7 protein-coding genes are annotated in these 15,631 nt (G+C 70.9%); 3 read left to right on the top strand and 4 right to left on the bottom strand.

What is annotated here, in order from left to right:
• Positions 1 to 10: 10 nt before the first annotated feature.
• The 4 genes from OP04_RS41110 to OP04_RS41095 form a co-directional block, all read right to left on the bottom strand.
• Complete coding sequence (locus OP04_RS41110) at positions 11 to 7,099, bottom strand: non-ribosomal peptide synthetase (RefSeq protein WP_033345439.1); 7,089 nt, start codon at positions 7,097 to 7,099, stop codon at positions 11 to 13.
• Positions 7,096 to 7,692: a DUF6875 domain-containing protein gene (locus OP04_RS41105; RefSeq protein ID WP_033345438.1), complete on the bottom strand. Its 597-nt coding sequence runs from the start codon at positions 7,690 to 7,692 to the stop codon at positions 7,096 to 7,098. Before OP04_RS41105 ends, OP04_RS41110 begins: the two co-directional genes overlap by 4 nt.
• A gap of 122 nt (positions 7,693 to 7,814) precedes the next feature.
• Entirely contained in the window at positions 7,815 to 8,822 is a 1,008-nt protein-coding gene (locus OP04_RS41100) for a TauD/TfdA dioxygenase family protein (RefSeq protein WP_033345437.1), read from the bottom strand.
• Between the two features lie 418 nt (positions 8,823 to 9,240).
• Entirely contained in the window at positions 9,241 to 10,434 is a 1,194-nt protein-coding gene (locus OP04_RS41095; RefSeq protein WP_157241047.1) for a hypothetical protein, read from the bottom strand.
• A gap of 446 nt (positions 10,435 to 10,880) precedes the next feature.
• On the opposite strand from OP04_RS41095, the gene OP04_RS41090 reads away from it, so the two are divergent.
• The 3 genes from OP04_RS41090 to OP04_RS41080 all read left to right on the top strand — a co-directional run bounded on the left by OP04_RS41090 (position 10,881) and on the right by OP04_RS41080 (position 13,544).
• Positions 10,881 to 12,326 carry a hypothetical protein gene (locus OP04_RS41090; RefSeq protein ID WP_157241045.1) on the top strand — a complete coding sequence of 482 codons (1,446 nt, stop codon included), beginning with the start codon at positions 10,881 to 10,883 and terminating at the stop codon, positions 12,324 to 12,326.
• Positions 12,327 to 12,405: 79 nt separating this feature from the next.
• On the top strand, positions 12,406 to 12,786 hold the full coding sequence (locus tag OP04_RS41085; protein WP_157241043.1) for a hypothetical protein: 381 nt from the start codon (positions 12,406 to 12,408) through the stop codon (positions 12,784 to 12,786).
• Between the two features lie 398 nt (positions 12,787 to 13,184).
• Positions 13,185 to 13,544 (top strand): hypothetical protein, encoded by a 360-nt coding sequence (locus OP04_RS41080; RefSeq protein WP_033345434.1) that lies wholly within the window; start codon positions 13,185 to 13,187, stop codon positions 13,542 to 13,544.
• Positions 13,545 to 15,631 lie beyond the last annotated feature (2,087 nt).

Here is a 15,631-nt window from a genome sequence, read left to right as displayed (position 1 = left end):
TCCCGCTGGTTCATCGGAGACCGTCCGGCCGGTGCGGGCCGTCGACGGCGGAGCGCAGTTCGTCGGTGGTGAGCATGGTTTCGTGGTCTCCGGGGATGGTGGTCACGGTCAGGGCGTCGCCGTAGGCCTGCCAGGTGCCGCTGGCGCCGGTGTTGTCCGGGTTGGGTGTGCGCGGCAGATGCACGCTCAGGTGCCGTACCCGGCCGGCGGGCCGCCAGGCGGACATCGCCGCGTGGCAGGAGAGCCGGGTGCGTAGCTGGCTCAGCAGCGGGAAGTCGGGTCTTCCGGGACCGGCCGGGCCGAGCAGGCCGACGAGCGCGACGGCGCGTTCCTCGACCGGCAGATGCGCGGTCGCCTGCAGCGCGCGGACCACGCTCTCGGTGCTCTGGTGCGGGCACGCGTTGTGGATGTGGGTGATCAGCACCTCGTGGGGGTTACGGGGCGTTTCGGCGCGCGGCGGGTCGATGAGGACCACGTCGTCGATGCGGTCGCTGTCGCCGTCGGTGTGTGCCTGCCGGGCGATCTCGTAGGCGATGGGCCCGCCCAGGCACCAGCCGGCCAGCGTGTACCGGCCGGATGGGGCCGCGGCGCGGATGCGGTGCAGGTATCGGCGTGCCATGGCCGGGAGCGTCAGGTCGTCGGTGGTCCGGTCGTGCGGGATGCCGTAGCAGTCCCAGGAACCGCCGAGGCCGTCGACGAGGTGCGTGTACCAGTCGAGCAGCCCGCCGACCGGGTGGATGAGGAACAGGGTGCGGGCTGCCGGGCGGCGGCGGGCTGCGGGGGTGAGCGGGACGAGTCGGGCGGCGGTCTCGATCTGGTCGGCGAGCCGGTCGGCGACCTGGTGTAGGTCGGCGCCCGGCAGAAGACCTGGATCGGCCGAGAAGTCGCAGGTCACCGTGCCGTCGGTGGCGGGGCTGATGGTCACGTCGAACGGGGTGGGCAGCACGTTCGCGCGGCCGATCGTCGCGGCGTGCGGTGCCGGGGCGGGTTGCAGGAGCTGGTCGACGGGGCCGGGCGGCTGCCCGAGGTAGTTGAACGTGATCTGCGGCAGGCCGGCGGCGGTCAGGTGCTGTGCCAGCTCCGAGCCGGGATGCCGCAGGACGGCTTCACCGAAACTGATGCCGTCGTCCGGGGCCGCGGCCAGCTGCTGATGGATGTCGGCGGCGGCGTCGACCAGTCGGACCGGGTCGGGGTCGCCGCCGGTGAACAAGGCCGGGTGGAGAGTGGTCAGCCAGCCGACGACGTGAGCAAGGCCGCCGGTTGCCACGCCGGTGCGGCCGTGGCCCTCCAGCCACACGTACAGGCCGGTGCCGTGGGTGTGCGGGCTGAGCGCGCGCCGCAGCGCCGCGAGCAGGACGGCCTGCGCGCCGATACCGTGCAGACGGGGGACGTCCAGGCGCAGATACGCGCCGGCCCGGCTGGACAGGCGCCGCGTCACCTGGATCCGGGATCCGGCCGGGGCGGGGGTCACGGTGGTGGCGCCGGCCAGGCGCGGTTTCTCCGAGGCCGCGAGGCGGTGCCAGCGGCGCGAGTCCGCGACAACGGGGGCAGCGTGGTCGTGGCCGGGGAGGCCGGGCGCGGCGCCGTCCGGCACGGGCTGCCGGTCGGCGAGCAGCCGGTAGGCATGTCCGATGTCGGCGGCCAGGGTCTGCCAGGAGACGGCATCGATGATCAGGTGGTGCGCGATCAGGTACAGCCACGCCCGGCCGGCCGGATCATCGACGATGGCGCACGTGGCGAGCCGGCCGCCCTCAATGCTGATCGTGTGGTGCAGATCCCGCAGCAGGACGTCCAGCGCCGGGTCCGGTGCGCCAGGGTCGGTGAGGGTGTGGTGTCCGATCAGGTCAGGGAGGGGCTGGTCGTCCAGGCGCGCGGTCCAGGTGTCGTCAGCGTGGGTGAACCGGGTCCGGAACGCGTCATGGCGGGCCAGCGCCCACTCCAGGGCGGCGGTGAGCACGCCGCGGTCGTAGTCCGTGCCGAGTGTGAAGAGCCGGGCCTGGTGGAGGTGATCCGGGTCAGCGAACTCCTGGTTGAAGAACCACTCCTGGATCGGGGTGAGGGCGAGGATGGTGCCGGCCGGGCGGCGCGCGACGACCGGCGCGGGCTCCGGTGCGGGACGGTCGGTGATCAGGTTGTCCAGCGCGCGGACGGTGGGTGCGGCGATCAGGTCCGCGACGCTGACCGGTGCGCCGAGGATGGTGGCGCGGGCGGCGGCCCGGATCGCCAGCAGGGAGTCGCCGCCGGAGGCGAAGAAGTCGTCGTCGATGCCGAGCGCGGGCTGTTGCAGCGTCTCGCGCCATACCCGAGTCAGCAGCCACTGCCGGTCCGTGGCAGGCCAGGCACCGTGACCATCCGCCAGCGGCGGGTCGGGCAGGCGGGCGGACTGGAGCTTGCCGGTCGCGGTCCGGGGGAGGCTGTCGGTGACCACGTACGCGGCCGGGGTCATGTACGGGGGAAGGTGCTGGGCGGCCCAGGCCTGCAACCGGGCGGCGACGTCCTCGCGCGGGTCCGGGACCGCGATGTAGGCGACGAGCCGGGCCGTGTCACCGTCGCCGTGGCAGAGCACCGCGGTGTCGGTGACGGCAGGGTGCCGTCGAAGGCACGCGGCGACCTCGCCGAGCTCGACCCGGAACCCGCGGATCTTCACCTGGCCGTCGTCTCGGCCGAGGATCTCGAAGCCGGCCCGGGTGAGGCGGGCCCGGTCCCCCGTGCGGTACAGCCGCTGGCCGGCGAGCGGCCCGGTACCGGGGGTGACGAACCGGGCGGTGGTCAGGTCGGGACGGCGGTGGTAGCCGGCGGCGACCCCGGCACCGCCGATGAACAGTTCCCCGGCGGCTCCGGCCGGAAGCAGGCGCCCGCCGGTGTCGAGGACCGTCATCGTGTAACCGGTCAGGGGCCCTCCGACGCTCACCCGCCCCGGCGCGTCCGGTGCGTGCGGGTGCAGGCGGCGGGCGGCGCACCAGGCGGTGGTCTCGGTCGGGCCGTACTCGTGGTCGAGCGCCACGCCCGGCAGCCGGGCGGCGTGCGCGGTGATGTCCTGCGGGTGGCAGGCTTCACCGCCGACGGCGACGACCTGCAGCGCCGGCCGCCAGCCGTCCGGTATCCGCGGCAGCAGATGACGGTAGAACGACGCGGTGAAGTTGACGTGCGTGATCGCGGCCCGGTCGATCAGGTCGAGGAGGCCGTCCGGGTCCTGGACCTGGCCGACCTTGTCCGGGATGACGACGGTCCCACCGGACCACAGCGTCCACATGATCATGTGCGGTGCGACGTCGAAGATCACCGGAAGGGTGATCAGCGTCCGCACCGTGCCGGTGCGAGGGCCGGCGTTGTGCAGGAACCGGGTGCGGGCATGCACGGCGACGCACGCGTTGCCGTGCGTCGCGACGACCGCCTTCGGTGCGCCGGTGGACCCGGAGGTATAGACCAGGTACGCCGGGTCGTCCGGGCCGGCATCCGCCGTGACCGCGGCGGTTGTGGGCGGTGCGGGTGGGAGATCGTCGGCGTACAGCACCGTGCTCGAGTGCGGCCGTCCCAGCACAGTGGCGCTCCGGCGGGTGGTGATGATGAGGTCAGGGTCGGCGTCGTCAAGCATTGCGGTGGTACGGGTGGGCGGCTGGGTCGGGTCGAGGCAGACGTAGGCGGCGCCCGCGCGGAGCGTGGCGAGGATCGCGGTGACCAGCTCGATCCCGGCGGGGCAGGCGATCGCCACGATGCTGCCGGCGCGGATGCCGCGCGTGGTGAGGTGCGCCTGGAGCCGGGTGGTGGATGCGGCGAGTGCGCGGTAGGTGAGCTGGGTGCCGGCGTGCGCGACGGCGACGGCGTCCGGGTGGATGGTGGCTGCGGCGTCGAACCCGGCATGCAGGCTCGTGAACGGGGCCGGGTCCTGCGGGCCGGTGGACAGCGCGAGGATGCGGGCGGTCTCGGCCGCGCCGAGCAGGTCCAGATCCCGGATGGGCTGGTCGTCGGCCTGGGCCAGCTGGGTGAGGAGCGTGGTGAAGGCGGTGAGCAGCGCGGCGGCGGTGTCGGGGTCGAACAGGTCCGCGTCGTACTCCCAGAGGATCGTCATCCCTGCCGGGCCGTCACCGGACGGGTCGGGTACGCACACCACGTTGAGGTCGCCTTTGGCGGTGTCGTTGTGCTCGATGGACAGCATGGCTGTCATCTCGCCCATCTGCAGCGTCGGCCGGGGTGTGTCGTGGAAGGCGAACATGAGCTGGAACAGCGGGTTGCGGCCGGGATCCCGCCGCCGGCCAAGATCGGCGAGCAGGTCGAGCAGCGGCAGCTCCTGATGGTCCTGCGCGCCGAGCAGCATCCGCATGGTCGCCTGCAGCACGGCGCCGAGGTGCGCGTCCGGGTCGACGGTGACCCGCAGCGGTAGCGCGTTGACGAACATGCCCAGCAGCGGTGCGGTGCCGGGCAGACGCCGGTTGACCAGCGCCGATCCGAGGACGATGTCGTGCGCGCCGGTGTGCTGCCACACCTGCAGCGCGAACCCGGTCAGGAATACCGCGAACCGGCTCACCCCGTGCCGTGCGGCCAGGTCGTCGAGCTGCTGCACGACGTGTGCGGGCAGGTGCGCGGTCAGCCGGCCGCCGCGAAACGACCGCGCTGCCGGGCGCGGGCGGTCCGGGGTGAACGTCGGGCCTTCGTCCGGGCAGCCGTCGAGCTGGCTGCGCCAGTATCCGAGCTGGGCGGCGTGGTCGTCGGTGTCCCGCCAGCGGCGGTACCAGACCGCGACGTCGCGGTACTGCGCCGGCAGGACGGCAAGCTGTGGTTCCCGGTCGGCGGCGAGCGAGGTGTAGGCGTCGCGGAGCTCGGCCAGGAACAGCTGCGCCGACCAGCCGTCGTGCGCGAAGTGGTGCTCGACCTGCAGCAGCTGCCACCGGTCGGGTCCGAGGCGGAACAGGTGCCAGCGCACCAGCGGCAGCCGGCCCACGTCGAAACCGTCGCCGACCGCGGCCTGCATACGGCCGGTCAGCTGCGTCTCGCGCGCGTGGTCGTCGAGGCCGGTGAGGTCCACGACGTCCACGACGGCCGGCCAGGGGGCGTGTACGACCTGGACGGGGCCGTCCGGGTGGTCGTGGAACGTGGTCCGCAGGATTTCGTGCCGGTCCACGATCAGCGACAGCGCCGCCTGCAGCGCGTCGATGTCCAGCGGGCCGTGCAGGTGCAGGGAGAACTGGGTGTTGTAGGCGCGCGCGTGCGGGGCCAGCTGGGTCAGGACCCAGATCTGTTCCTGCTGGCCGCTGAGCGGGAATGCCTTGCCGATGGCGTCGCCGGGGCGGGGCAGGAGCCGGCGGGTGACCGGGCGGGCGTCACGGACCAGGCCGGCGATGCCGGTGAGCGTTGTGGCGGTGAACAGCGCGCTGATCGGCACGTCCACGCCGTGATCCGCGGCGAGCGCGGCGGCGAGCCGGATCAGCGCCAGAGAGCTGGCGCCGAGCGCCGCGAGCGGCTGGTGCGCACCCACGTGGTCGACGCCGAGGATGCCGGCAGTGGTCTCGGTGAGGTAGCGCAGCAGCGGGTCGCTGAGGTCGTCCGGGCCTGGCGCGAGGCGGTCCTCGCCAGGGTGCGGCAGGCGGCTGCTGTCGATCTTCCCGGCGGGTGTCCGAGGGAGATCGTCCAGGACGACGTACGCGCGGGGGATCAGGTAGGCCGGCAGCCGTTCGCGCAGGTAGTCGTCCCAGACCTCGCCGCGCGATCCGTCGGGGATGCCGGTGCCGGGGATCGGCACCACGTACGCGATGAGCGTGGCCGAGCCGGTGTTGGCGGGTCCGGGGCGGGCGGTGACATGGGCTTGCCGGATCGCGGGGTGCCCCAGCAGGACTGTCTCGACGTGCCCGGGTTCGACCCGGTGACCGCCGACCTGGACCTGCCGGTCCGCGCGTTCCAGGAACACGGGGTGGCCGTCCCGGTCGTAGGTGACGAGGTCACCGGTGAGGTAGGCGCGCTCGCCGCCGATGGTGACGAACCGCGCGCTGGTCAGCTCGGGCTGGCCAAGGTAGCCGAGGGCGAGGTTCGCGCCGGTGATGGCGAGTTCGCCGGAGGTGCCGGCCGGGTTCCCGGCGCCGTCGAGGACGAGGTATCGAGTGCCGCGGACCGGCTGGCCGAGGCTCAACGGCAGCTTGCGCCTGGTGCTGGGGTTGGTGGGGTTGTAGACCAGGGCGTAGCTGGAGCAGACGCAGGCTTCAGTCGGCCCGTACTCGTTGATCAGAGCCGTGCCGGGCAGCACCGTGGCGTGCCGGTCGATGAGGACCGGGCTCCAGCGCTCGCTGCCGATCCCGACGGCGCGCAGGGTGACCGGCGGCCGGTCGGCGGCGCGGTCCAGCAGGACGCCGTACAGCGACGCCGGGTAGATCAGATGCGTGATGTCGTGCTGGTGGATCAGGTCCAGGGTCGCGGCGACGTCGGCCAGCGGCGCAGGATTGACGACCAGGGTGCCGCCGGTCAGCAGGACCCAGAAGATGACCCCGGTGGTCAGGTCGAATGCCGGGGAGTGCAGCAGCGGCACCCGGCCCGCGGGCCCGTACCGGTCGGTGCGGCCGACGGTGGAGTGCAGCAACGCCGTGTGCGGCACGAGCACGCCCTTCGGGGTGCCGGTCGACCCGGACGTGTAGATCAGGTACGCCGGCGACGACGGTTCCGGCGCCGTCGCGGCCCGCGCAGTCGCCGGTGGTGTGACCAGGCCGGGAACAGTGCGGACGGGTGCGCTGGTGGTGGCGGTCAGCTGAGCGGCGCGGCCGGGGCTGGTGATCACCAGCCCCGGCCGCGCCGCCTCGAAAACCTGCCGTAGGTAGGCGTCGGGCGCGTCCGGGTCGAGCGGCAGATACACCGCCCCGGCGTCGAGCACACCGAGGACCGTGGCGACGAACTCGGGCGAGCGCTCGAGGACAACCGCCACGATCGGCGCCTGCCCGTCGGTGTGGGCCGCGACGCCGGCGGCGACCGCGCGGACGCGCGCGGCCAGGTCCTCATACGTCCACGTCGTCGTCCCGGCGACGATTGCCGCAGCGGTCCGATAGCGGGCGAAAGCGGTGTTCAGGGCGGCGCCGAGAGTCGGCGGGGCGTCGGTGAGGGCGGGCAAGCTGGGGGTCACAGCGGGTCTCCAGGGGGCAAGGCGTCGCGGGCAGCGGTGAGACGGGCACGCAGGTCGTCCTGACCGGGGGGACGCAGCCGGGGCCCGACGTGCCGGGCGAACTGCTCCAGGTAGGCCAGCCGGTCCGCAGGCGGGGTCCCGGGCTGGTCGGCGAAGAGCAGGTCGTGCGGGGTCATGACCCGCACGGCGAACATCGGCACCGGGCAGCGCATCACCGGGAAGTCCCGGTTGTGCACACCGCCGACGGTGCTGGCGGGGTGGAACTCACCAAGCATCAGCCCGCGCGCGGCGACTTCCGGACGTAACAGCCGGTGCCCGACGTCGATGAACGCGGCTGCGGCGGTGGCCGCCAGGTCAGGGAAGAACCCCAGCAGCGCGTGCGAGGACCGCTCACCGGTGCCGGGCAGTGCGTCGAACACCCGCATCAGCAGCCGCCCGGCTTCGACGGCGTCGTCAGGGTGCGCGCGGTGGACTCTGATCGCGACCAGCCAGACGGTGCCGAGGTGCAGGGCGGGTGCCAGCCGCGGGCAGACGGCGCCCGCCCGGCCAAGATCGGGGTGCGGCTGGGTGACGAACTCGGTCAGCCAGCGCATCCCCGCCCGGTATGCCGGGAACCGATCGAAGGCAGCCTGCGCTTCAGTAGCGCGGACCAGCGACCCGGGGACGACCGACGGGGCCGTCGCCGGGAGCGCTGGTCCGGGCATGGCCGCCGAGGTCACCGCGCCGAGGTGCTGACGGCCTCCGCAGGCTGCGCGGACGGCTCGATCAGCGGCTCGCCCGTCACCGCGTGCGAGGTGAATCCGTCCGGGCCGACAGGTGTCTCACCGACGGTCGACACGCGGTGCATGATCCGCACCGCGTCGGCGCCTTCGAGATGGTCGATGTCCGCGGCAGCCAGGTGCGCGGTGAACCGGTTGTCCCAGATCGCCACCGACCCCGGCGCCCAGGTGAACCGGGTCGTGTACTGCGGCCTGGTCAGCTCCTCGAACAGCAGGTGCAGCAACTGACGGCTCTCGACCGGGTTCAGCCCGATGATCCGGGCGGTCCTCGACGGATTGACGAACAGTGACCGCTCCCCGGTCTCCGGGTGCACCCGCACCACCGGGTGCACGGCGATCCGCTGGTTGCCGATCATGTCGACGGCCTTCTTCTCGACCGGGTCGGAGGTGTCCATGCGGTGTGCCGCCCAGAAGGTGTGCTCCGCCTGGAGCCCGTCGCACAGCCTCCGGATCGGCGCCGACAGCCCGGCATAGGCGGCCACCAGGTTCGTCCAGTGCGTGTCCCCACCAAACGGGGGAACCTTTTCCGCGCGCAGGATCGCTATCGCCGGCGGGTTCACCACCTGTGAGGTGTCGATGTGCCAGCCACTGATGCTGGTCTCCCACTTGTTGCGGAAGACCGCCTCGTAGTTCGCGCCGACCAACTTCTGGTCCAGCTGCGGCGACAGCGTCAGAATCTCCGGGTACGCGGCGAGTTCCTCCGTGTCCTGCGTGCGCGGCCGCACGTGCAAGGTCCCGAACCGCCTGCCGAGCGCCACCTGCGCCGCGTGGTCCATCGGCTGGTCACGGAAGAACAGCACCCGGTGCTGCAACAGCAGGCGGCGCAGCTCGGCGGCCGTGCCGGTGCCGAGGTCGGACGCCAGGTCGACGCCATCGACGTACGCACCGATGTGCCCGGCGGCACGGCGCACGTCAAGCTTCGTGACGGTTGGTGTTTCCAGCATCGTCTTCGCCTCCTGGTCTCAGCCGGGTCGAGTGATCCGGCTGCTTCCAGCTCAGTGCAGACGAGGCCAAGAGGGACCTGGTGCCGGAGGTGCGAGTTGGTGCCCTTCGACGGCGTCGGCCGCCATACGCACCGTGAGCCGCTACCGTCCGTCAGGCGCGAATGAGAGCTCGCCGCGGCCGCCCGCGGCGAGCAGCAAAGGTTCCAGCACGGCGCGCGCACCACCGGTTACCGACCGAAACAGACTCGCCCCACCCAGCGGAGTGGTGACCGCGGCCGGCTGCACTGATCGAGGCGTACGAGTCCCGGCGCGACTCGGTGATCGCCTGGGCTGCCGAGCCGATCAAGTGGGGAACCCTGCGGCGAGCGCATGACGCACTGCTGCGATGCCAACCGCGGCACGACGCGCGCCGCCGCTCCTAGGCGATCTTGGCGATCTGGTTGCGTACGCGCTGTGAATGCACCTGCTCCAGCTGTGCGGACACGGTCACGGCGAGCGCGTCGGCCTGATCGCGGCGGCCGGCGGCGTAGTGCAGTTCCGCCATCCGTGCGAGGTAGAGCGCGCGGTCGCGCGCGTCGTCGGCGCCGAGGGCTGCCAGCCCGGCGGTCAATGCCTGCTCGGCGGCCTGAAGCTCCCCGACGTGCAGCAGCGCCGTGCCGGCCTCACAGGTCGCCGACGGCTGGGGCATCCAATACGCCCAGTCCGGGTCATCACCGGGCGAGCGCGCCTCCCAGTGGGCGTCGGCCTGGTGCAGCGCATGCGCGGTGCGTCGTGCGTCGCCGAGCAACGCGTGCCCACGCGAGGACCAGCAGTCCAGCATCGCCAGGACGGTGTCCTGCGCGGGGTCGGCCTGGCTGCGCGCGGCGTCGAGCGCATCAAGGGTGGTGGTGCCGTCCCCGGCGTAGGCGGCCTGCAGCGCTACGCAGGACAGGATGTAGACGCCTTGATCGGGATCGCCTGCGGCTGCAGACGTGCGCAGGCCGGCGTGCCACAGCCGCTGCGCGGCGGCCTCCCGGCCTGCGTCGAAGGCGGCCCAGCCGGTGAACCGCTCCAGCGCGGCGAGGTGCCGTAGCAGGTGCTGCTGCACCCCGGGCTCGTGCCGGCCTTTACGCAGCAGCGTGGTCACGAGGCGTAGTTCCCCGAGTCCGGCCTCGAAGCAGGGCTCTCCGCCGATCTGGTCGTCGAGCAGCCACAACTGGGCGATACGGGTCTGCAGGTAGTCGGTGACGTGGCGGCTCACGCTCTCCCGGCTCTCGGTCAACGTAATGATCGACTGCGACCAGGTCCATGCCATGTGGCCGATAGTCATCGCGTCGTAGACCGGGAAATCGCGCCGATCCACCTCCACCGACGACAGGACCCTGTCGAGAACCTCAGCCGCGCTCCCCGCGTCCCAGACCCCGCCGGTGGGCTCGGCGTCGCAGGCGAAGACCAGCCACTGGGGCCACGGATGATCGGCGACCAGCCGCTCGCTGATCCGGAACTCGGCCGCGAGCGCGCGCTGCGCAGCGTCGTCCGGGACGACGCCTCTGTTCTCCCAGCGCCAGACCTTCTCCCGGTGCACGGCCATCCCTGGCACCCGGTTGGCGATCCGGCGGGCGGTCTCACTCAACGACCACCCCCGCTGGGACCGTATGACCGTGAGTGGATGCGCCGCACCGGTCACTCTTCACCTCGTCGTCTAGTGAACACCAACTCCTGCACCCTGAGTCATACCCACTCTCCGGCCGGAATGGAAGCCAACACGGCACTGTCCGAAACCATCGATCCATGAAACTTCCATGAGCGGAATTTTCGCAGCTCAGGCACCTGCGGAAGAGTGCCCAACTCTCCTGCGGCGGGTCCGCAGCGCGTATTGCTTTTCCCGCATTCGCGGCTTTTGCTCAACGAGAGGCTACAGGCGGACTACACCGTTGCTCTTTTCCGGCACCCCGCTCTCGGCCACCCTGAAACGCACGGTGAGTGAGATCGACGCGGTGCTGGCCTTGATGCTGTGTGCCTGCGCGGAGTACCCAGCCTTCACCGCCACTCGGCAACGATTCGTCGGAGGTGTCACCGATGCGAACGGAGCGGCATCACGCCTCCGGCCGGCGCGCTGCCGGTGAGGTGGCCGCGATGACGGACATAGATGGTCAACTCGGCACCCTGCTCGTCCAGGTCGGATGGCGCCCAGAGGATCTGGCGGACAGGCTGAACCGCTTCGCCGGCCTTCACGGATACGCCACGCGAGTGCACCGCAAGACCCCCTATAAGTGGATCAAGGGAAGCGGGCCGCGCGCACCGTGGCCGACATTGACGTGCGCCTTGCTCAGCGAGCGACTTCAGCGGATCATCGAAGCGTCGGACCTGGGCTGGAAGGATGAAGGGACGCAGCTGATGCCCGCCACCGCGGGCCTCGACGGTCCCTGGAACGACCTGGGCGCCGTGCGCGCGTGCAAGGCGGTGATGGAGGAGGGGGCCATGCGGCGACGGACGATGTTCCTGGCCGTGCTCGGCTCCGGCATGACCGAATCGGCCCTCGAGTGGCTGATTGCCCACCCCGCCGGCGACGTCTCACGCCGCGCCGGGCACCCGCTGCCGATGGAGATTGTGGACTGCCTGGACGTGATGACCGGCAGCCTCCGGCGCATGGACGACCAGCTCGGTGGCACGCAGGCATTCGACCTCGTGCGGATGCATCTGCATACCACCATCGAGATCATCGAGACCCGGCGCTACGGCGATCAGGTCGGTCGGCGCCTGTACGGCAGCGCGGGAGAGATGCTGCGTCTCGCGGGCTGGCTGGCGTTCGACGCCGGCCGGCACGCCCAGGCGCAACGCTTCTGGGACGCCGCGCTGCGCGCCGCCCACGCCGCCGGCGACAGGGCCCTGGGCGCGAACATTCTCGGTTTCCAGAGCTGCCTGGCCAAGGACATCGGGCAGATCCGCGCAGCGATCAGCTTCGCCGAAACGGCTCGGACCGGATACAAGGGCCGGTCTCCCCAGGTGGCGGCGATCCTCGGCTTCCGCATCGCCGAGGCCCACGCCAACGCCCAGGACACCGGCCGAACCAGAGCGGCGATCGACGCGGCGTTCGACAGCCTCGACGGCAGCCCGGACAGCTTCGGCGACCCCGCCTGGTCCTACTGGCTCACGCCCGCACACGGCGACGCTCAGGCCGGGTACTGCTACATGCAGCTCGGCGACTGGAACCGTGCTCGCCAACACCTGATCCGCTCCAGCAAACAGCACCACCAGGAATCCGCCCGCGAAGGCGCACTCCGCGACGTCCTGCTCGCCACGACATACGCCCGACAGGACCGGCCCGACCTCGGGCGCGCGTGCGGCCTGGGAAACCAGGCGCTGGCCACCCTCAGCGGCCAGGTCGACTCCCCTCGCTGCGTCACCCACCTACGCGATCTCGTCCACCACCTACGCCCGTACCACCGAACCCCAGTCGTCCGCGACTTCTGTCTCGACGCCGACGAGATGCTCCGCGCGCCAGCCACGCCACGCACCGTGTAGAGGATCTCCCCAGCAGTGCGCCACCCGCCGTTCGACGCTACATCGCGAAAAGGATGCACCTTTCCGTCATCCTGGAAGCGTGAATACCGACGAATACGGACCTATAGTGCCGCTGCTTCTCGCGGCGATGGTGATCGCCCATACCGGGCACTACGCCACCTGGCAGCTCTCGCCGGGCCGGCACGCCAACGAAGCGGCGCCGCAGCACCCCGCTCGGCAGGTGGGCTCGGCCCACGCCTGGCCGGCTCCGGCGTCCCAGCCCAGAGCCGTCACGGCGGTACACCAGCTGGGCCGCAAGGAGATCCCACGCCGGTTCGACAGCGAAGAAGCGCGGAATCACACAGCGCGCGTGCGCACCGCCCAGCCCGCAGCAGAGGGCGGCCGGCTGCTCGCGCTGTACCTAATGGACGATGCCGGGGCCGCGGATGACGGCCCGCGGGTACACCTGCTGCCTGCGTAAGGATCGCCCACGACCCCCGACAGCATGCGAACGGGATCGAACATGCACATCAGCTGCCAACTCTACAGACAGATTCAACGCGCCTACGCCGCGCGGGCCGGTGACTACGACGGCTGACTGCGTACTGGCCGTCATCAGGTCGTCGCCGCCATCGGCTGGCATCCCGACCCCCGAGGACCGCAACGCCCCGCCCCCAACCGGCTGTCCTCGTCGCCCTCGCCCGCACACGCTGACCGAGACAACGCGCCCGCGAAGCCCGCCGCCGATCCGGGAGGCAGCCCTGCGGCGCAGCGGCAACGCTGGTTTCCGGCGGTGTTCTCCAGCTGTATCACTCTGGCGGGGGACTCACAGGTGCCAGATGTCCCAGGTCGTACCGGGCCGCGCATACGATGCGGGCTATGACCGGCGACGCTGGCTCCATCCCGTGGGCCGTCGCGCTGCCACCGCATCTGCTGGAGCTGGTCTTCGCCGCCGGCCACGCCGACAAGGCGGTACGAGCGCTCCAGACGAGCCTGGCCCATCCACGCACGCGGGACACCCTCAGCGACAGCGAGGCTGGCGAACTCGCCGCCGCAGCCGACGCCATCATCCACGCGGCCGCAGTGTGCCGGCGCATCGCCGAAACACACCGACGCCCACTACCCGCCGATACCCGGCCACCGACCGACCTGTCCCGCTACGACGCTCTCCTGAGCACCAGGCGGGCCACCGCACCCGCCACCGGCAACACCACCGACCCCGCAAGCACCGGCCGGTGACAGCACCGCGCCGGCTCAGGACGCGGGCACCGGATGCGCCACGTCGGCCCAGCGACGCCGGCCACGCACTCTGCGCGCCGCCACGACCACCTCACGCACCGTCTCCGCGGTAAACGTGCACGTCTGCGAGGCCCAGCATCTGTCGGCACCCCACAGACAGCCGACGTCCGGGCACGAGCCGATGTCAGCAGCCCCATAGACCGCCCACTCGTCCTTCGTCTCCTTCGTCGCCTCCAGTCGGCGGCAGGACGGGCAGCAAGCGGGTGCCATGTCCGGCTTCACCACCCAGCGCCCGGCGCGCAACGACTCAACTTGGTCACGACACCATCCTCCCGCCACCCGGGCCTCTTCGCGAACCAGTCCGCTCGCCTCAGCAGATCGTTACGGCCGACGCAAGCCTGAATGATGCGCACGCGCCGCGCCGGCTCACCGCCACATCCGGACAGATCGCGGGAGACAGCTCTCCGCCGCTCGCGTTCCCGCCCCACAGTCCGCCGTCGCGCAGCTCGCCCGCGCCGGGCGCGCCCCGGCGAAGATGCCGGCTTCGCTGACGGCAGGCGGGATGCGGTATGCCGGCGATCGGGTGGTTCCCGGCTACCGGACGCTGCCGGCCACGGCGTGTCCGCCATCCCGGTTCCCGGCCTGCATGGACATCGCCCGTCGCACACGTCGATGGCCGGCAGGTCCGCGCGGCCGTGAAGCACTCAGACGGATGGCGCGCATTCGACAGCAGGTGAAACACATCAGCCGGGACGATAGAGCAGCTGGTGCCGGCCGCCGAGCCGGAACCGGGATGCTGGGCTCATCTCGATCACGACAATCTCCCGGTCAGGCCCGCGCTCGACCACGTCCGTGGGAGCGCGGGCCGCCGTACCTGACTGGCGAGTGAAGCCTAGCCGCGCGCAGGACGCCGCCGCCCCGCCCTCACTCTTCCGTGTCGTCCGCCCCAGGCCACAGCAACGGCCCGTCGGCACGCGGCGGCGGGTCGCTGGATGACGTCGTCAGTCCCGGTACGGTCCTGTCTGCCTATGGGCCCGGCGGGATGATCGAGGGTCTTGAGGTGCACCCGCCGGGCTGCACCGAGGACGGCCGCGCCGATGCGCGGACCGGACACGTGGTGGCGGCGGTCGACGCCACGCCGGAGAGCTCGTGTCGCCCGCACTGATCGGCTCAGAAGGCGCCGACTGCGCAGCGGCCGCTCGACGTGCGGCACTCGTAATCCGGAGGACAGATTGGAAACGGATCAGATTGCGGATGCCGCCCGCGCTCAGCACATGCACCAGCCGCCCACACGTGACGCGTAGCACATTTTACAAACACTCGCGGGCGCCCGAAATATACCGATATTTCGGGCGCGGAACATGCCGCCCGATAGCGCCTGGAGTTTTACCCGTCAACAGCGTGCGTATCGATAAAGGAGTATACGGGATCACGGCTCCATGATGGTCGCCGGAATCATCTAGAGTGATTTCCGTCAGCCCATTCCGGCCCCGCTACACGGCAACAAGGAGGAGAAGGATCCTCGATGCGGGACGGCGGGATTTCTACTCTTAGAGGAGACTCCACTGGCGCCGAGTTCGCGTCGCCCACCCAGGCGAAGAAGCCCACGAAAGACGTTTCTACGTCACTTTACCTGGCGCAACGCAGGTGAAGTGATCATCTGCACCGTCCAGTTGACTGCTGCGGTGGTGCAGATCTTCGCCTTCATCGCACCCGGCGGTGGCCCTGGTTGACCTGACCGTCAACCAGGGCTTCATACTCGCAAATCCCCCTCATGCTTAACTTGTCAGATTCACCGAGGGGCCCTTCTACCGCCCTGCGCCGAGTTGTCCGCTCGGCGCAGGGCCAGTTCCGCACATTAACAGAGCGAACAAAACACAGCAACGTAACTAGAATAGATAATCGCGCTGCTCTAATGCGATTACTCTCGGCCGCAGTCCGGTCTTTCGACTTGCCCGATCAGAATCGTCTGCAAGCCGGGTGTGCACTGAGCCTTTTTCAACCTGGCGGTGCTGTTCACGGCAGGTGTGGGTGGCCCGGGTATCGATAAGGGCGAGGCTCCAGGTAAGACAGCAGTCGACCAAGAT

This window comes from Catenuloplanes japonicus (genome assembly GCF_000717135.1).
GTDB classification, from domain to species: domain Bacteria; phylum Actinomycetota; class Actinomycetes; order Mycobacteriales; family Micromonosporaceae; genus Catenuloplanes; species Catenuloplanes japonicus.
Note: the sequence above shows the minus strand (reverse complement) of the source record. Positions and strands in the feature narration are given on the sequence as shown.